The sequence below is a fragment of the Bacillus infantis genome (assembly GCF_020171945.1).
GTDB classification, from domain to species: domain Bacteria; phylum Bacillota; class Bacilli; order Bacillales; family Cytobacillaceae; genus Bacillus_AB; species Bacillus_AB infantis_A.
Genome location: NZ_JAIVAP010000011.1, coordinates 1 through 18,556 on the forward strand (window position 1 = coordinate 1; position 18,556 = coordinate 18,556).

Here is an 18,556-nt window from a genome sequence, read left to right on the forward strand (position 1 = left end):
TTTCCGAAAACTTCTTTCCACACTGACAAGCATAGCGGCGCTTCTTATAGAAGAGCAGCGTCTGTCTTTCAAATAGCTTTAAATGCTTAATTTTCTGTATCCGATAGTCGTGGATTTTCTCCGTTGATGTCCCACAAACCGGACAAACATGGGCTCTGACAGGCATCTCTACATGAATGCGGAGCTTCTCTTCCACTTCCTCCATTGATAGAACCACTACTTCTTCAAATCCGGGTAATTTTATGTTAGAATTCATTATGCACGTATCTCCAATCTATACTTGTTTCTCGACAACTCAAGTATAAAAGACTGGATGATTACGTGCATTTTTTATGTCTCAATTTGTGTAGGAACCCCAACATTTAGTATAGAGCCATTTTAAACAAGCCCGTATCATCTTGAAAATTATGAGAGCTATTTCCCCAGAGAGACTTCTTTTGATTTGGGTGGCAGAGGGTTCGGTTGATGTGTGTTTTTACTTAGGGTAGGCGAGTTTGTATAGGTGTTTGATTGCTTTTTATATGGCTTTTTTATGAGCTTGGAAGCGGGGTGGAGCACATCCGCCAAGCGGAAAAGTTTCCTCATGAAGATGTTCCATTAGCGGAAATTAAAAATAAAGCTAATTGAGGTTTGATAATGTCTGCCGTGTTTGTAAACAGTGTTTGTCAAGGAATAGCCAGGATGGGCATTAAATTAACATAGAAAAAGCGCTGCAGAATTACTCCTTAAAGTAAACCATAGCGCTAGTTATTTTGCCGGCAAAAAGCGGTGCAAGGTGTTCGAAAGTTGGTAGCAGTTTATCCATGAGACGGGTTTCGCCACGCAATCTAAAGCCTCTGAACCCCCAGTCCTCTTACGAAATTGGCCATTTAAAATCCTTCTTATAGTAAGTTTCTTTGAGTTTACTTAAGTCATGCTCCCACTCAGTGATAGCATATTGGAATTTCTTCGTTCCATTTTTTTGTCCTTTTCTAAGTTTGACATTATAGGCAATAATAGTGGCTACTTTTTTCAACCCTAATGCAGGAACCGCTTTTTTTAGAATCGACCATCTCTTATCACGTGTGAGGCCAGTAATTTGATATCCCATCAGTTTTAGGGCGCTGTGTTCATTTAATTTGGTATCGTCGAGTTCTTCTGCATGGGTTTTCTCCCCGATATCGGTATTTGGCCATTTAAACTCATCCGAAATTTTCGTTGAAGCAGGAGTTGTCATTTGTTTAACGATTGGCATTGAATATTCTTTGACCTTTGGTTTTACCGGATAATACTGCTTCTTGATTTCTCTCAGGTGTTTCTCTGGTAGATAGGCAGCTCTTCCGTCCTCTGACATCCATAGCATTGCTTGTAGGTATTTACTCGCAAAATTATCATTAATAGACTGATAGAGTGGTAGTGTCATAAGTTTCTCTTTTAGACCAAGCTGCTTAATAACCGTGTCAAAATAATTATCTTTCACAACTCTCAAATTGCTATCATACAAAGGAGCTCGGTTGGGTTTCGGCGCAAAGGCTTTTAATTCCTTTTCTATCTTTGCCACAATCTCCTCAATTTCTACAGTAATCAGTAATTGGCTCGCTTGTAACTCTTGTTTTTTCAATCTAAAAGTGGATTTTTTATGGGATACCTTTTTATTAAGACAATCATGCAAATAATAATACAATGATAAATCCTTTGATTTTTGGAACCACTTCACACTGATTACTGCCTTTTCAAGCAATTCTTGATCAAGGTTAAAAAGATAGGAATACCATAGCAAAAAGGTGAATTCCTCCTTCGAGAGCTTACTATCTAAAAATCCCCATTCAATCTTCAGCATATACGTTAGGATTTCACGTAACTCATCTATTAAATGATAGATAAAGCATATGCGTAGAAAATTCGTCATAATCGATGGTTCATTCAAATAAAAAACATTATCAGTGAGATCTGCAAGATGATCTTTAAAAAAATGAATGATTAATCTCTTCTTCGTTGTCTTATGAAGCAGTTGGAATAAATCAAGTGTAGACAGAAGTAATTCATCAAATCGAGAATTGATTTCTTGATTGTCGTTCAAGAAAATCATAATCAAAATTTCTTCAAATATATCGTCGAGCTGCTTACTTTCATATAACAGTGGTGCTTGGTTATCTGCAAGACAATCAATGATATAACGAGACATTTCATAATTCTGCTCTTGGATTAATTTTTTTAGTGTTACTAATAAAAAGTACGATTCCATTTTAGTTGAAGAAAGAAACAACTTATCAATAAGCTCATAACTAATTCCATTGATAATTTGAGAAAAGAGGGTTTGGAAGGACTCTTCTTCAAATATGTCCACTTTTACCTGAGATGAAAGTAAGAGTTGGTTATGCAGTTCCTGATTCTCTTGTTCTAACTCCTTGTTCTTGCTGAAAAGAGACTGATTCTCTCTTCTTAATTGTGTCATTTCGTTTTCATAGGATGTTATAAGCGTATCAAGTTCTTTTCCAAGAACCTGTAAAATTGAATCTTTGCTAACCATGTCTTCCCTCCGCAACCACTCTACTTAACTATTTTTTCACTATTGTATCACGGATGGAGAAAAGTGGAAGGGTTCGATTGGGGAGGGGGGATGAGGGTATTCCTAAAAATAGCTCATTTAGTATGCCCCCTTCCGCCTCCCACTTGAAGTTGTGTTTTTGGTATAATTTACATATTGGATGAACACCGAAAGGGTGGGGAGTATGCTAAAAGCCTTATTAAGGGATGAATTGATTAACCTGGCATCAACGCATTATAAAAATCAAAGAAGCAGGCTGAAGTAAGATACTAATATAGATCAATATATTTGTCCTTATTGCAATGGAAAGGTCATTATCAACTGGGCTGAAGTTCCGAAGAAAATTCCGCACTTCAGTCACAGGCAGACATTGGAGTGCATTTATGAAGGTGGAGGCGAAACTGAAAGTCACCGATTAGGAAAAGTAAAGCTATTTAATTACCTTGAAAGCCTGTTAAATCATAAGGTAATAAAGATTGAAATTGAGCATTATATACCGGAAACGAGGCAGATTGCTGATATTTTTATTGAATTTGAAAACGGAGTTCAGTGGGTTGTGGAATATCAGCGCTCTAATATAAACCCAGAGAAGATACAGGAAAGAAAAAAGCTCTATCAGAAAGCTGGAATTAAAGATATATGGGTAATAGGAGAAAATCTAATTAACTCTTCAGGATTGGTTACGTATACCGTCAAGAGAGCTGCTGAAGCTTTAATCGAGAATTCCTTTGACCAACCTTCAATAGTCTCATTTAATCCGGCAACCGACATCATTGAAATTTTTAGAGGGTTGGAGCGAGTGAATAATCGTACCTACACAGTAAATGAGGCTGTCATGGGAATGGATTTGAAGGATGTTGGAATTAATTTATATGGAGAGTTTTTTGGGGCGGAGGATGTGGAATCTGTAGACATTGATAAATCAAATTTTTCAGAGTCCACTCTAACATTCGATTTAGAAGTTGAAGCCATCAGAAAATGTGAGATTCCAGGATATGCATTTGAGGCGCCGATTTTTAATGAGGAAACCTCCGAGTTTACTTATCTGCCATTTCAACTTCCGACAGTCCTATATAGGGTGGTACCTGTAGAAATGAAAGATCTAATGTTAAGGGGCTTTTATTTGTTTAACCATAAAGAATTGTCAATGTCTGAACAATTTATTGTACTGGGGGTCTCAAAGAGATCGTGGAAAAACAAAGTCTATAAAAAAAGGCCGGTATATGAACCAGAGATTCCTTTCATGGAAACTCCCATGAATAAAGGAATATTGCTGTGGGCCATTGATCATCTCTATGAACATTTTTATCAGACTGAAGAAGAGTTTAAATTGGATTATGAGTATATACAACGCGGTCGCCCAGTCCCTTTCTATACCAAGATACACAGATATAACAAAAATAATTTACTTGGTCCTGGTAAGCCAATTGTAACTAAAACTCAATTTAGCGCAAGTGTTTCTTTGAGCAGCGTGCTTGCATTATTGCTTTCTATATTGAGAGGAACTCAAGTAAATAATTCCACAAAGGAAGCAGTATTTCTGGGAATTATTTTTCAAGAGGAGTTATATGAACCATTTACTTTAGCTATATTCGAAAAAGTTATTATAAGATTTAAAAAGTTGTTAACACCTTCTCCTGATTATCATGGGTTTTATAGTGTGGGTGTTGGGATGTTTGTAGAGTGAATTTGAGGTATTATTGGGCTACTAATTGATAGATTAATGTCACTTCCGCAATAATTTTTTACATAATTAGAATTGAATAATTCTAATTACTTTTCTAAGAGCATATATAGAATTAAATAATATTGGAGGAGTATTAATAATGGCTAGACCAAAAAGACCAAATTGGAAGGATATCGTTTTAAAGGAGTTGGCTACTGCGTGTAATAAGCCAGGTGGTTCGTACTTGTTAAGAAATGAATACGCAAAAGGAGCAGCGGCAATTTTGGGTTATCAAGAAAGCACGGTCTGTAAATACGTTGAGAACTTACTTGGTAAACATCATAAAGAGGAGTGGTAAGTAAAGTTGTGACTTATAAGGAAATGTAAATAAAAAGCATTCACTTGAAGAGGTAGGGGAGGTACGTCCCTATGTTTTTCCCTCCCTATTCCACCTTGTCACTACTCGTCCATAAATATGCTTCTGCTCAATAGATAGAGCCAGCTCACAGATCCGTTCAATCGCTGCCAAATCGATTGTTGTCTGGAAAAACCGTTTTCCCCTCATCTCCATGAGGTGGTCAGCAACAGCAGTGTTTTTTGCTCTCCAGACTTCTTCAGAGATGCTGTTGTTGTTGTTTTAATTCTTTCTTTTCTCTCTTTTATTTCTTTTCTCTATTATGTATTCAGGTTCGATTCACGAGTCCTCAACGACCGCTTCACTTGCAGTCAGCAAAAAAAGATTCTGTCTGTTTTTAGACTGTTCCTTGGCTGTACTTGCCTCTTCCGTTTCAGCCAGCATTCGAGTATTTCCAGACTCCTCCACACCAGACATCGAAAACAAAAAAACACACGGAAGCCGCTCCGCCGTAATCAGACCGAGCTTTTCCTGACGCTTTATCAAATGGTGAATCCACGAATAGCTATTAAGATCCCTCTTTTTCAAGTAGTAAAACCATAGGCCTCTCCGCAGTAAATGAATAGAACGGACATACTGCCTCATATTCAGCACAATCTCACCAAACGGGACCACATCCTTCAGCATCGCAGCACTCTTAAGAAGCAAATATAACAACAAGCCCTCCATATAATCAAACTCATCTCTCCACCGGACCTGCCTTTCAACCTGATTCCGCCCATTCATCTGCATCCGCATTCCCAATCACTCCTATTTTGTTTGTTCATCTCTTATATATAGATGTGAATAGAAAATGGACATGGTGTGGGGATATTTTTTTTGAGCCAAGGGGAGCCAAGGGGACAGGTCCCGTGGCTCAGTTTAAAAAGTTCCATGGCACCGTCCTTTTGACTGTCATTAATCAAACGTTTGATTAATTCTTATCGCTTTCATAAGGTAGTCAGAAGTATCCTTGTATGCCTATCCTGCCAACAATCTGCTTAAAGATAGGATTGTTTTGAATTTGCACAAAATCTATTATTGTCCTTCTTTAATCAAGCCAGTTCAAATATAATTGTAAATAAAAGGAATACCTTAACTGCAATCTTAAGAGGAAGGAATGACAACCATTAGAACACTGTTATTATTTTGCTGTCTTTTATTGTTATCGGCTTGTACTCTGGGTGCAGTTCAAGAAGAGGGTTATATCATAAGCAAAAGTGATTCCGAAATTTGGGTTGTACCGGCGACTGAAAAAGAGATGGAGGAGAAAGGCTTCGAGGAGCTTGCAGAAGCTTATGGGGGAGAAGGAACTTTTTTTAATATATCCAAACTAGATAGCAGACGTCAGGAAAAGCTTAAAGAAGGGCAAAATGTAATAGTCTATTACAATGGAGATAAAGCCACCTCAGCCCCAGCCCAGGCAGGAGCCATAAAGGTAAAAGTTGTGGACAGCGTCAGTGCTAAGAAGCCTGTCTTTGAGGGTGTAATTGCCTTAAAATGGACTGAACAGGCCCACCAGATCCTGGTGATTAATAAGATTTCAGGTGAGATGCTTGAGAATGGAACACGAGAAGAGATCATGGATATTGCTTCCCAAGAAGGAAATGGCATGATTTTTTACGTTAGCGGAACAAAATTTAAGGAATTAGAAGTCGGGCAAAACGTATCGGTTACTCATCAGGGAATGGCTCAAGAGTCGCTTCCTCCTAAGTCAGGGGCAGAGCGGATTGAGGTATTGGATGAATGAGGATTCTATAATCTTCACAAGTCAATCTTCAATGTGGTAGTCTGCAGTTAAAAGATTGTCATGCAGAGAGGGGAAATGAATATGGCTTTGTCTGTCAAGAATTTCAGGGGTGATACCTATTTTTTACATAGCCGGCTAACGAAGAAAGGAAACCTCTCTTTCCATTTTTCAAAAAAGGCTGAAGGCGCAGCAGATATTCAGAATGTACCTGAAGGATATGAAATTTATGAAGAACCAAACGGGAAAGTGTACCTGAGAAAACAGACAATCTCACCTATCAAAGCGGACGAGCTCCGGCTGATTGAAGAGGGAATGAAGAAATACTCAATCATTGAGGATTTTAGTAGCGGTGACAGGTACCTCCCGAAAAATCTTGTTTCACAGGATGGTTTCACGAAGAGTGGAGTGAAGACGCTTCACTCTTTTTTTATCGGTGAGCCATGGGGTCTGACCCCATGGCCCAGTCGGATCCGACCCCATGGCTTTTTTATGGGCATATAGTCATTAAAAAGAAATATATTTTCAAAAAATATTTAATATTGAAAATTAATTACATATTACGATTGAATTTCACACTCTTCCCTGTTTATACTTTAATGGAAGCGCTGCCAATTTAAGGAGTGCGAATTTCTGAAGGGGAGGAAATCACGTTGAAGAAATCATTGAAGGTGCTTAGCGGAACGGCTCTTGCTTCAAGTCTATTAGTCTCATCATTTGGTGGAGGCGGAAAAGTGTCAGCGGAGGCGAATGTCCCTGATGATGTTATGAGTGTGAAGGATGAGTCGGAGGATTGGCTGAGGGTGAATGATGTGAATAACCGGACGAATGGGAATAAGCTTGTCCTGTTTAATGACACATTCAGCTATTATACGGAAACGGCAAAAGGCAGCACAGAGGTGGTCCTTGAGAAGACGGGGGTCAATACATACCGGGTTGCCAGGGAGACGGATGGGGACAGTGCTATACCGGAAGAAGGTTTGGTGCTTTCGACTGGCAGTTCTACGACTGCTGAAATCAAAGGGTTTCTGGAGCAGCTCCAGGATGGCGAAACGGTCACACTCTATGAACCAGCTGAGAAACGGACTGAAAGGCAAGCCAATTCAGTGGATCCGACACGGGCATCCAACCCGGCTGGAGCTCCTTTTGATGGATTCCGCGGCCCTGATCAGCTGATTGTGTATACCTCTGAGTTTGGCAGCTCAACGAAAACAAATCCTTACGGCTATGAAATCACGGTTGAAGACGGCTTTGTCACGAAGCTGGGCGGCGGCAATTCAGCTATCCCGGAAAATGGGTTTGTTGTCAGCGGGCATGGAGTGGCTTCAAGCTGGATATCAGGCAATTCTATTATCGGTGCAAAAGTGACAGTGGATGAAAATGGTGTAGTGGAAATTGTTCAGGATGTGGAGAGCTTCCAGTTCCAAAGCAGGCAATCCATCTCTAAAGCGGAGACTTCGATTGAGAAAGCAAAAGCGGAATATCTGGATGTTGCTCTGAAAGAAGCGGAGGCAGCTATCAGAGAAGCGAAGGAAGTTCTTTCAAAAGCTGAGAAAGTTAATGCCGCTGATCCTGTGCTGGCCCTTGATCTTACCCGCCAGGCTACTCAACTGGCTTATGATGCTTATTATTATTCTCTTCCTTCCCATGCAGCTGAGCAAAGGGCGATCTGGTACCGCCCTGAAGAAACGACTCTTGCAGGTGTTAACCAGGTGCTTGACCGGATGGAGGAAGCAGGCTTTAACTCTGTTTACCTGGAAACCACTTTCTGGGGCTATACCATCTATCCTAGTGAAACGATGACAGAGTATGGTCTACCGGCTCAGCATCCGAATTTTAGAAATGCAGACTACGGCAAGTATGGCAGTGATCTGCTCCAGGCTTATATCGAGGAAGGGAAGAAGCGGGGCATTTCTGTGCAGGCATGGACAGATGGGTTCATGATCGGCCACTCTTCTCTTGGATTGCCGTCCCAGTTCCAGGTGCATCCGGAATGGGCAGCCATCCAGCGCTCCAATACAACAGGCGAACCAAAGCCAGACTCTTCAAGCAACTATTATTGGCTGGATATTGCCCAGCCGGAGGTTCAAACCTTCATGCTGGATATCTATAAAGAAATGCAGACCAAATATGACATCAAGGGCTTGAACATCGACTATATGCGCTATCCGCACCAGCCTTTTGAAAAGAGCTATGGATTTAGCAAGGAGGTCCTGGACCTCTATAAAGCCGAAACAGGCCTTGATCCAATGGACCTGAGTCCGACCGGTACACCTGAAGAGTGGGAAAAATGGGCCGGCTGGATTCAGCAGAGGGAGAATGATTTTGTCGATGGGCTTCATACCCAGTCAAAGGAGCTCAATTCCAAGTTCATGCTGACTGCTACACCGGAGCCTGGCCCTGAGGCTGTCCTGATAAGTGACTGGCAGGAGGATATTGACGGAGTCATCCCGCAGGCTTACGGACATGACTTTAACAGCATCCAATCCACTGTCCAGGCAAGCAAAAAGCTGATGCCGGAAGGAACTATGTATTATACAGGTATTTATTCCTTCTATCATCACTTGAGTGAGATGGCGAGTGTGGAAGATGTGATGTCAGCCAAGTACGGAACAGCCGGAGTGAACATGTTTGCCTTTGGCCAGGCGAGTGCGCCTTCTGTTGATGCACTCGGCAAAGGGCCATGGCGTGAAAAGGCCGTTAATCCTGGGGAAGAGCCGATTGAAGCAGTTTATGCTGTTTTGAAGGATATTCAGCAAGAGATCAACCATCTATATATTCCTAAAGGAGCTTTGGCAAGAAAAGAAGGCAATGACATCCGCCAGGCACTTCAGGATATCCAGAAATCAGTCAGGAAAAACCCTGAGAAAAGTACAGAAGCTTTCCAAAATGCCGAGACAAAAATCCAGGATAGCATAAAATCCGGGAAGCTTGCCTCAACTGTAGGCGAACGAATGAAGTCACAGCTGGCGGAAACGAAGCAATGGGTCAGCTATTTCCTTGACCGCCAAAACTAATGAGCAGACTAGGGGATGAACGGGATATGCCTGTTTCATCCCTTTTTAGAAAATTATTTTCAAAAAAATAATATTATTAAAAATTATTTACAAAAACCATTGAAAGGAGAAAAGCGAGCATTTATAATGTGGATATGGAAGCGTTTTCTAAATTATTTTCCAAGGGGGAAAAATACAAATGAAAACTGTTAAAAAATGGGCTGCAGGATCAATGACAGCGATGCTGGCTTTAGGATTGGTAGCATGCAGCAGCGATGATACAAGCGGCGGAACAGACAAAGAGAAAGCCAAGGACGGGGAGCTTTCAGGAAAAGTCACGATGTGGACTGCTTCCTTGGCAGGGGAGCCATTTGATACATATTTCAAGGATCTGGAGAAGGATTTTGAATCACAGCATCCTGAAGTGGACGTTGTAATCCAGGATATCCCGCAGAATGAAATGGAACAAAAGGTGCTGACTTCCCTTACTGGAAGCGATGTGCCGGATCTCGTCAACCTGAACCCGCACTATATGTCCAATATTGCCGCACAGGGCGGACTGCTTGACCTGACTGACGAACTCAGCGATGAAGCAAATGGCGCTTATGTAGAAGGCCCGTTTGAATCAGGGAAGTATGATGGAGGGCTGTATGCACTGCCTTGGTATCTGACGACAACTGTTTCCTGGTACAATGGGGACCATTTCAGCCAGGCGGGTGTAACTGAACTTCCTTCTGACGTGCAGGGACTCTATGAAACTGCCAAAAAGGTATCCGAAGCTACAGGGAAACCGGCTTACTATCCGGTGATCAACGATGGAAATACAATCATGGAAAAAATGGTGTCATTGTCTAACGGCGAGCCGATCGTGAAAGACGGGAAAGCAAACCTGGCCGGCAACAAAAACCTGCTTGAGTTTTTTGAAGTGACTCAAAAGATGTACAAAGAAGGAATCATCCCGCAGGAAGCGGCAGAAGGCTCTATCAAGACAGGACAGGAGCAGTATATGGCCGGGAATATCTCTATGCTTGAAGGCGGAGTGACATTCCTTGGGCCGGTTGAATCTGGTGCCCCTGATGTATTCAAGGCATCCAAAGCAGGCCAGCCGCTGAATGACGCGGATGCTCCTGTAAACGTTGCTGTCATGAACTTTGCTGTACCGGCAAAAACACAGAACAAAGAAGCGGCTGTTGCCCTTGCTGAATTCGTGACCAATGCTGAGAACCAGCTTGAGTTTGCCAAAGTAGCCGGAACTGTCCTTCCGTCCACAAAGGCTTCACTGGAAGACGATTATTTTGCAAACCCTGGCGATTCTCCAAAGGGCCTAGGCATGCTTGAAGCCTCCAAATCGCTTAGCCGCGCAGAAGTCCTGATCCCGCCAACTGAAAACAGTGCAGACCTTCGTGAAGCAACCAAGACGATCTTCACGAAAAACCTCCAGGGAGACCTTTCTCCTGAGGAAGCATTGAAGCAGCTGGAAGAAGAATGGAATAAGGCGTTTGAAAAATCCGGCGAGAAAGTGACATTCTAATTAAGGCTAACATTCTGGAAAAATAGCGAAGTGTCTAAGAGACATTCACCTTCACTATGCCAATGCTAATATTGATTTGCAGACAAGAGACTAGCCTTTTGATAAAAAAGTGCTAGTCTCTCATGTTTCTGCCGCACAACATGCACGGTTATTCTATAATTGTCATAAAAAGGATTTGTTCAGCAATAGAGAGCAAAGCCGCCGAGTTTCTTTTAAAGGGGAGTTCAAAATGAACAGAGAACCTGCAGTACTTCAAAACCTTGAAATCAAATCCGTACCTAAAAAGCGCAAGAAGTTCAAGCTGCCGCTGACCCCATGGCTGTTCCTGCTTCCGTCGATCGTGATTCTGGGCACCTTTCTTGCCTATCCGATCATTGAAGCTTTCAAATGGAGCTTCCTGGACTATAAAATCATTGCGGGTACAGGTGAATTTGTCGGATTGGCCAATTTTAAAGAGATATTCACAGACAGTGATTTCTGGAACGCTTTCGTCAATACGCTAGTCTTTTTGGTGATTGTGCTTCCGCTGAATGTCTTTTTACCAATGATTTTAGCAGTCCTTGTGAACCAGAAGATCAGGGCCGCCGGTGTTTTTAGGGTTTTATATTATCTGCCGGTCATTACCCCGATGGTTGTTGCCGCTTTGATGTGGAAAATGCTGTATTCGCAAAATGGCGTGATTGCGGAACTATTGGCCAAAATCGGCCTGTTCGACTCACCGACCAATCTGCTTGTCCAATCCTCGACGGCTCTTACAGCTGTTGCCGCCATCACAATCTGGAAAGGCCTCGGCTATTATATGATCATCTATCTGGCCGGGCTGCAGTCGATTCCAAAGGATGTGTATGAATCAGCCAGTATTGACGGCGCTTCAGTATGGCAGCAGTTCACCAGGATTACGGTGCCGATGCTGACTCCTTCTATCACACTTGTTTCGGTCATGACGATCATCGCCGGAATGAAGGTGTTTGAAGAAATCGCCCTGACTACCGGGGGAGGGCCTGCCGGTGCAACCACCACCCTGGTCATGTACATCTATGCCAAGTTCAACAGCCTGGACGTCAGCATTGCATCTGCCGCTGGACTGGTCCTGCTCGTGATGGCCATTGGGGCATCGCTTCTTCAGATGAAGCTGACCAGCAAGCGGGAAGATGATTTGAGAGCTTAATAGAGGGGGAACGCAGAATGAATTCAAACCAATTTAGAAAAAAGGCTGTCGCTTATTTAACGATGGTCCTCATCACAATCGTGACCGTCGGGCCGTTCCTCATCACCTTGTTCATTGCAGCAAAATCTCCGGGTGAGGGCATCTATGGCTCATTCCTGCCTGAAAATCCAACCTTTGAAAATTTTATTGCCGCCTTTGATAAAGCCAATTTCGGCACCTATTTTTTAAACACCGTGATTGTGACAGGGCTTGCGATTCCCTTTAATCTTCTCTTCTGCAGCCTGGCAGCCTATCCGCTCGCCCGGATGGATTTCAGGGGAAGAAGTGTGGTGCTCGCGCTGATTATTTCGACCATGATGGTGCCTTTCCAGCTTTATATGGCGCCATTGTTCCAGCTGGCAGGAGAGCTTGGCCTCCGCAATACCCATATCGGGCTGATTGTCCTGCAGGTATCAACCGCTTTTGGCATCTTCCTGATGAGGCAGGCATATCTGCGCATCCCGAAGGATCTCGAAGAATCCGCCTACCTGGACGGAGCCAACCGGTTCAAGGTGTGGTATCTGGTCGTTTTGCCGCTCGTCAAACCGACCCTTGTCACCCTGGCGATTTTCACTTTTATGGGAACATGGGGAGATTATTTATGGCCGCTTCTCAATTCTACGGACAGCACGATGTACACATTATCGATCGGGCTCGCACAGCTGTCGCAGAACTTCGACGGCGCCAACCTGAAGCTGATCAGTGCGGCCTCTATCCTGACCACGATCCCGACGCTGCTGATTTTTATCTGGCTGCAAAAGTATTTCATCTCAGGCGCAACGGACGGAGCAGTCAAAGGCTGATCCAAAATGGATCCACAAGGAGGCTTTTAGCAGATGGAAACTGAATCTTTTTACGGCAGGGAGCTGCCTGTGCTATATGAAATTGACTGCGCCGTTATTGGCGGGGGAACCGGGGGAGCCGCTGCGGCCTTGTCGGCGCTCGAGGAAGGGCTGTCCACTCTTATTGTCGAAAAAACGATTTCTCTTGGCGGCACCCAAACCAATTCCCTTGTTTCTCCCATGATGCCCACGTACGTAAAAGCACAGAAAATCAACAGCCTGATCATCAGCAGGCTTCATCAGGAGAATATCAGGACAAATGATGGAACCACCACATGCAGCTGGTTCAATGTTGAGGCGCTGGGCTTTGTCCTTGAGCAGCTCATCACCGAGCGCGGCGGCGAGATCCTTTATGACAGCAGCTACGTGGACTGCATAAAGGAAGGAAGCCGGATCATTTCTGTTATTCTGAATACCTCAAGCGGGCTGGTGGCAGTCAAAGCAAAGACATTTATTGATGCTACAGCAGATGCTGTTCTTTCCCGCTCGGCAGGGGTCCCTGCTCATTCCGGGAACAAAAATGGGGAGAACCAGCAGATTTCCTTCCGGTTCGAAATGGGCGGAATCGATGTGGATGCTCTCAGGAAATTTGTTCTTTCCCAGGGAGAAGCGTTCTGCAAGATCGAAGACCCTGACTTTTTTGAAATCGCCATGGTGCCTGGCAAGGGGCATAAGCTGGAGCCTCTTTTTAGAAAAGGCCTCGAAAATGGGGATCTTCAGGAGGAAGACCTTCGCTATTTCCAGGCTTTCACCCAGCCGGGGAAGCCGACGGCCATGTCTTTTAACTGCCCCCATATCCCGGGGATCCATCAAACGACAGATCCGGTGCTGAGATCAAAAGCAGTGACCAAAGGCAGGGAAATGATCAGAAGGCTTGTGAAATTTTTACCAAAGTATATGCCTGGCTTCGAACATGCCTTTCTGCTAAAAGAAGCCACCCAGCTCGGCATCAGGGAATCTTGGCGGATTGCCGGCCAATATACGATGACAGAAGAGGACTATGTGAAGCGGGCCCGTTTCGAGGACGGGATTGCCCGCGGAGACTGGTATATTGATGTGCATAGTGTCACAACTGAAAATATAGAAGAAGCAAAGCTTTCAAAGGGAGAGTACTATGAAATTCCCTACCGGTCGCTGATCACCTTTGAGGTGGATAATCTGATTGCGGTCGGCCGCCATATTTCCAGTACGTTTCTGATGCAGGCTTCCCTACGGATCCAGCCGACCGTAAGGGATATGGGCCAGGCCGCCGGACTCGCCTGTGCTGTTTCCATCCGGGAAAAGGCGGACCTGAACAAGCTTGATGGCAGCATCCTGAAAAAGAAGCTATATCCTGTGGAGGGACAGTGAATGGAAAACGTCAGAGAAGTACATATCTTGAATCACACCCACTGGGACCGGGAATGGTATGAAACATTTGAAGAGTTCCGCTACAAGCTGAGGAACGGATTGCGCTATATCCAATCCTTGCTTGAAGAAGGGAAAATCGAAAACTTTTTCCTCGACGGCCAGACGATTGTCCTGGACGATTATCGTGAAGTGGTCGGGGAAGAGGAATATCAAAATCTTCTTTCTTATATAAAGGATGGAAAAATCGAAGCCGGCCCCTGGTATTTGCTGGCCGACGAGTTCCTTGTTTCAGGAGAGTCCATGATCAAGAACCTGGAGATCGGAACGAAGATGGCGAGAGCTGCAGGCTCATCCTGCGATATCGGCTATCTGCCCGATACCTTTGGCCATATCAGCCAGATGCCGCAGATTCTCAAGCAATCCGGCATCAGCACGGCTCTTATTTTCCGCGGAGCAGTTTCAGACCGCTTCGAAAATACATGGGAAGGGCCGGACAGCAGCAAGGTATTCACCTTTGTCCTCCCGCTGTTTGAAGGATACTATCAAACCTTCCTTAAGCATGAAGCTTACGTGGAAGAAGCAAAATCCTATCTGGAAGGCAGCTCTCCCTACCTCACACTTGGCAAAGCGCTTGTGATGAACGGAGCGGATCATACATTTACGGCTCCGGATTTACAGGAACGAATTAAAGGACTTGAAGAGCAGAATCCCGGGATCAAGTTCCAGCAGTCCTTGATGTCTGAATTCATAGAGTCCTATAAAGGAGAAGAGCCTGAGGGGAAAATCCATGGCGAGCAGCGTGATCCTTCCAAAATCTTTATTTTACCGGGCGTCCTGTCAACCAGGACTTATTTGAAGAACCAGAACCAGATGTGCGAGGACCAGGCAATCGGGGTGATGGAAGCACTGAACGTCTGGACGAACGCCAGCAGCCGGTCAGAACATTTTATGGAATATGTGTGGAAGCTTATTCTGCAGAACCAGCCTCATGACAGCATCTGCGGCTGCAGTGTAGATGAAGTCCATGATGAAATGGAGACACGGTCCAAAAAGGTGCTGGGCGCGATCCGCCAGTTCTCGCGGGATACCTTGAACGGCTTGTACCCTTTCGAGTTTTTGGACAGCAGAAAAGAGAATCCGTATCTCTATCTAATCAACAGCACACCCATTGCCGATATATATCCAGTCAGGGCAGCGATCAGAGTGCCTGCACAGCTCGACCGTGGATCCATCGAGCTCTATCAAGATGATGCCTCAATTGCTTTTGACATCATAAGCAGGGAGCAGCGGGAGGAATTCCTGCACGACATCCTGGCAGAGCCGCATTATGGAGAATACGTCGTTTATGAGGTTGCTTTTGAGATGCCATTTGACGGGGCAGAGATCAAGAGGGTGAAGATCGGGCTTGTGGAAAAAGAGGCACTTGCGGCTCAAGAGGTTCAAGCGGATAGCATTGAGAACGACTATTATAAAGTGGAATGGGACCGGCACGGACTGATTATCACAGACCTGGAAACAGGCAGGGTGCATCATGATCAGCACCAGTTCCTGTCATCCCTGGATGCGGGGGATACCTATAATTACTCTCCGCCGGTGAATGATTTGGAAAGCAGGGCGGTTCTTGCCCTGGTCAGGGATATCACCAAGGGGGAAACCTTCCAGTCTGCTGTCCTTGAGTATGAATTGACGCTGCCTGCTTCCCTGAATGAAAGCAGGACAGGAGCAAGCGTGGATACGGTCGCGAACCGGATGACCACCATTGTTACACTTAATAAAGGCAGAAGAACGATTGATTTTAAAACAACAGTCGAAAACAAGGCAAGAGACCAGAAGCTGCGTGTCGGCTTTGCAGCGGGCAGGGCGGATTACAGCTATGGGGACACGGCCTTTGATCTTATAAAAAGAGAAACTCTTCGCGAGAAAAATTTTGATATGCCCAAAAATAAGGAAGCCGTGATGAATCAGTATCCTTCTTATTCTTCAGCCATGGCGAATGAGCATCAGCTGGTGCACAGGGGCCTGCAGGAATATGAGGTGGATGGGTTTGAAGGGAATGATATGCTTTTCCTCACCATGATCCGGAGTGTCGGCTGGCTATCAAGGCGCGATCTCAGGACACGCGGAAACGGGGCGGGTCCGGGGTTCGAAACGCCAGGTGCTCAATGCCTCGGGACTTATGAGTTTGAGTACGGCCTTATTCTCGGCAGGGAGCATCACTCTCTGAACCATGCCAAAGTAATGCGGCAGCCGGTGCTCGTCCAGCAGTCGTGTGAGAAGAAAGAGGAGCAAAAACTCTTTAAGTTATCTTCCCATGGGATTGCATTTTCATCGTTTATGTTAAAAGAAGAAGATTCATTCGATATCAGGCTTTTTAATCCTTCTGATGAAGAAGCCAGTACAGCACTTGTTTTTGGCTTTCTGCCAACGGAAGTGTCGGAGGTTGATTTTACAGGGGAAACGGTCACTGGATTCACAGCGGAACGCGAATTGACTCTCTCCTTCCAGCCGAAGCAAATCAAGACCATTCGCGTAAAAAGAAAGGCCCATCCGCAAGGCCTCCTACTCCATCCCATGAAATAGAAGGTGATCGATATGAGAAAGTTTATTGCATTTGATATAGGCGGGACCTTGCTCAAATACGGCGTATTAGCCGAGGATGGAACCTTCATGGAAAAGTTCGAATCCCCGACTAAGGCATTTTTGGGCGGCACCGCCATTATAGAAAAAGTGAAGGAATTCGGAAAGAATCTGATGGCCCAGCATGAGATCAGCGGGATCTGCATCAGCTCTGCCGGGCAGGTTGATTCCAAAAAGGGTGAGATCCTTTATGCTTCAGACCTGATTCCTGAGTATACGGGAATGAAGGTGAAGCAGGAGCTGGAAAGCTGGTTCGGCCTGCCGGTCGAGGTTGAGAATGATGTCAACTGTGCCGGCCTTGCTGAATCCTGGATCGGTACAGGCAAGGATGCCAAAAGTCTTTTCTGCCTGACGGTCGGAACCGGCATCGGCGGAAGCTATATTCTCGATAACAAGCTGCACACGGGCCACAGCTTCAGCGGCGGGGAAATCGGCTATATCCCGATTGAAGGGGACCAGTTCCAGGAGCTTGCCTCAACAAGGACGCTGATCCGAAATGTCGCAAAGCGAACAGGCTTGGACGAAAGTGAACTCGATGGCAAGCTGATTTTTGAAAAAGCCCAGGCAGGGGATGAGGTGTGCAGAGAGGAAATCGAGCGGCTGGCCTATTATCTTTCTAAAGGGATTGCCACGATCGCCTATATGATGAATCCGGAGATGATCATCATAGGCGGAGGAATCACCGTTCAGAAGGACTATCTGTATCCGATCATCAAGAAGCATCTGAAAAAGGATATCATCGAGCCGATCTTGAGCCAGACGAAAATCGAGATTGCCCGGAACCTGAACGATGCCGGGATGATCGGGGCCCTGCGCCATTTCCTGCTGCAGGAAACCCTTCAGCCCTTGAAAAGCATCACCACGATGATCGAATCGAATAAGCATAAGCTCACCAAACGGGAAGAGCTGATTGCCAAATATATTATTTCAAATGTAGAATCGGTCCCGAACAAGACGATTTCCGAGCTGTCGAAGCAAATCAATGTATCAGAAGCGACCATTACCCGCTTCTGCCAGAAGCTGGAGTTTGGCTCTTATAATAAACTCCGCCTGATGGCCAAGGAAGCTTCTGTCAGCACAAGGCTGCATGAGCAGTCTGATATGCCGGGCCTCTCGGAAGTAAAAGAAACCTACTCCAGCATGCTGAAGAAGTTTGATGCGCTTCACATTGCGAATGATATGGATCAATTAAACAAACTTATCGCAAACTCTGAGCAGGTCTATCTCTACGGAATCAATGAAATGTCCCATGTTGCCGAGCAGCTTAAGTTTAAGCTGTTGAAGCTCGGAATCCGAGCCGATGCTTTTCTGACGCCTTACCAGATGGAGATGAGTGTCCAAACCCTTACAAGGAAAACGGCTGTGGTTGGACTGAACACGACCGGCTATGCCCAAGAGGTCATCGGCATGCTGGAGACGGCCAAAAAAGCCGGCTGCAAAACGATCGGGATCACAAGCCAGCAGGACTCTCCCCTGGCTCATGCCTCAGACTTGCGCCTGCTGATTCCGTCTGCCGGAGACATCGCCGGGGACAGCAGCTCGATTGAAGAGGTCTCAGCCTTCTATCTGGTAGACATCATCCTGAAGGAGCTCCAGGCCGGCTTGAAGCAGAAGGAACGGAAGGAAATCATTTAATCTATACTCGAGCAGGAGGGGAAC

Annotated in this window: 15 protein-coding genes and 1 pseudogene; 12 read left to right on the forward strand and 4 right to left on the reverse strand. The window is 44.9% G+C overall.

What is annotated here, in order from left to right:
• A partial coding sequence (locus LCM00_RS15160) for a transposase family protein (protein WP_224903623.1) occupies positions 1–256 on the reverse strand: 256 nt, incomplete at its 3' end.
• A gap of 597 nt (positions 257–853) precedes the next feature.
• Positions 854–2,509 (reverse strand): hypothetical protein, encoded by a 1,656-nt coding sequence (locus LCM00_RS15165; RefSeq protein ID WP_224903625.1) that lies wholly within the window; start codon positions 2,507–2,509, stop codon positions 854–856.
• Positions 2,510–2,813: 304 nt separating this feature from the next.
• Between LCM00_RS15165 and LCM00_RS24975 the strand changes: the two are divergent.
• From LCM00_RS24975 to LCM00_RS15175, 3 genes and pseudogenes are all read left to right on the forward strand, one after another.
• Positions 2,814–2,897: pseudogene (locus tag LCM00_RS24975) on the forward strand (hypothetical protein); the annotation flags it as partial.
• On the forward strand, positions 2,898–4,214 hold the full coding sequence (locus LCM00_RS15170) for a competence protein CoiA (RefSeq protein WP_455768452.1): 1,317 nt from the start codon (positions 2,898–2,900) through the stop codon (positions 4,212–4,214).
• 139 nt (positions 4,215–4,353) lie between these two features.
• Positions 4,354–4,551, forward strand: coding sequence for a hypothetical protein (locus tag LCM00_RS15175; RefSeq protein WP_224903627.1), 198 nt, complete (start codon positions 4,354–4,356; stop codon positions 4,549–4,551).
• 69 nt (positions 4,552–4,620) lie between these two features.
• Here LCM00_RS15175 and LCM00_RS15180 read toward each other — a convergent pair whose 3' ends face one another.
• On the reverse strand, positions 4,621–4,764 hold the full coding sequence (locus LCM00_RS15180; RefSeq protein WP_224903629.1) for a hypothetical protein: 144 nt from the start codon (positions 4,762–4,764) through the stop codon (positions 4,621–4,623).
• Positions 4,765–4,887: 123 nt separating this feature from the next.
• Positions 4,888–5,346: a hypothetical protein gene (locus LCM00_RS15185; RefSeq protein ID WP_224903631.1), complete on the reverse strand. Its 459-nt coding sequence runs from the start codon at positions 5,344–5,346 to the stop codon at positions 4,888–4,890.
• Between the two features lie 361 nt (positions 5,347–5,707).
• Here LCM00_RS15185 and LCM00_RS15190 point away from each other — a divergent pair, with 361 nt between their 5' ends.
• From LCM00_RS15190 to LCM00_RS15230, 9 genes are all read left to right on the forward strand, one after another.
• A complete protein-coding gene (locus tag LCM00_RS15190) occupies positions 5,708–6,337 on the forward strand; it encodes a DUF3221 domain-containing protein (protein ID WP_224903633.1) in 630 nt (209 codons plus the stop codon).
• 81 nt (positions 6,338–6,418) lie between these two features.
• On the forward strand, positions 6,419–6,838 hold the full coding sequence (locus LCM00_RS15195; protein ID WP_224903635.1) for a hypothetical protein: 420 nt from the start codon (positions 6,419–6,421) through the stop codon (positions 6,836–6,838).
• A gap of 149 nt (positions 6,839–6,987) precedes the next feature.
• Entirely contained in the window at positions 6,988–9,351 is a 2,364-nt protein-coding gene (locus LCM00_RS15200; protein ID WP_224903637.1) for a glycoside hydrolase family 10 protein, read from the forward strand.
• A 178-nt stretch (positions 9,352–9,529) separates the two neighbouring features.
• Positions 9,530–10,861: an ABC transporter substrate-binding protein gene (locus LCM00_RS15205; protein WP_224903640.1), complete on the forward strand. Its 1,332-nt coding sequence runs from the start codon at positions 9,530–9,532 to the stop codon at positions 10,859–10,861.
• A gap of 229 nt (positions 10,862–11,090) precedes the next feature.
• On the forward strand, positions 11,091–12,029 hold the full coding sequence (locus tag LCM00_RS15210) for a carbohydrate ABC transporter permease (protein WP_224903642.1): 939 nt from the start codon (positions 11,091–11,093) through the stop codon (positions 12,027–12,029).
• Positions 12,030–12,046: 17 nt separating this feature from the next.
• Positions 12,047–12,871 (forward strand): carbohydrate ABC transporter permease, encoded by an 825-nt coding sequence (locus LCM00_RS15215; protein WP_224903644.1) that lies wholly within the window; start codon positions 12,047–12,049, stop codon positions 12,869–12,871.
• 33 nt (positions 12,872–12,904) lie between these two features.
• Positions 12,905–14,260, forward strand: a complete 1,356-nt coding sequence (locus LCM00_RS15220) for an FAD-dependent oxidoreductase (protein ID WP_224903646.1) — start codon at positions 12,905–12,907, stop codon at positions 14,258–14,260.
• Complete coding sequence (locus LCM00_RS15225) at positions 14,261–16,840, forward strand: glycoside hydrolase family 38 N-terminal domain-containing protein (protein ID WP_224903648.1); 2,580 nt, start codon at positions 14,261–14,263, stop codon at positions 16,838–16,840.
• A 12-nt stretch (positions 16,841–16,852) separates the two neighbouring features.
• Positions 16,853–18,532, forward strand: coding sequence for an ROK family protein (locus LCM00_RS15230; protein ID WP_224903649.1), 1,680 nt, complete (start codon positions 16,853–16,855; stop codon positions 18,530–18,532).
• The last annotated feature ends 24 nt before the right edge of the window (positions 18,533–18,556 follow it).

Excerpts from the sequence above, each read along its gene's own strand:
- LCM00_RS15165 (WP_224903625.1), bottom strand. The coding sequence starts at position 2,509 with ATGGTTAGCAAAGATTCAATTTTACAGGTTCTTGGAAAAGAACTTGAT.
- LCM00_RS15175 (WP_224903627.1), top strand. The coding sequence starts at position 4,354 with ATGGCTAGACCAAAAAGACCAAATTGGAAGGATATCGTTTTAAAGGAG.
- LCM00_RS15180 (WP_224903629.1), bottom strand. The coding sequence starts at position 4,764 with ATGGAGATGAGGGGAAAACGGTTTTTCCAGACAACAATCGATTTGGCA.
- LCM00_RS15185 (WP_224903631.1), bottom strand. The coding sequence starts at position 5,346 with ATGCGGATGCAGATGAATGGGCGGAATCAGGTTGAAAGGCAGGTCCGG.
- LCM00_RS15190 (WP_224903633.1), top strand. The coding sequence starts at position 5,708 with ATGACAACCATTAGAACACTGTTATTATTTTGCTGTCTTTTATTGTTA.
- LCM00_RS15195 (WP_224903635.1), top strand. The coding sequence starts at position 6,419 with ATGGCTTTGTCTGTCAAGAATTTCAGGGGTGATACCTATTTTTTACAT.
- LCM00_RS15205 (WP_224903640.1), top strand. The coding sequence starts at position 9,530 with ATGAAAACTGTTAAAAAATGGGCTGCAGGATCAATGACAGCGATGCTG.
- LCM00_RS15210 (WP_224903642.1), top strand. The coding sequence starts at position 11,091 with ATGAACAGAGAACCTGCAGTACTTCAAAACCTTGAAATCAAATCCGTA.
- LCM00_RS15215 (WP_224903644.1), top strand. The coding sequence starts at position 12,047 with ATGAATTCAAACCAATTTAGAAAAAAGGCTGTCGCTTATTTAACGATG.
- LCM00_RS15220 (WP_224903646.1), top strand. The coding sequence starts at position 12,905 with ATGGAAACTGAATCTTTTTACGGCAGGGAGCTGCCTGTGCTATATGAA.
- LCM00_RS15225 (WP_224903648.1), top strand. The coding sequence starts at position 14,261 with ATGGAAAACGTCAGAGAAGTACATATCTTGAATCACACCCACTGGGAC.
- LCM00_RS15230 (WP_224903649.1), top strand. The coding sequence starts at position 16,853 with ATGAGAAAGTTTATTGCATTTGATATAGGCGGGACCTTGCTCAAATAC.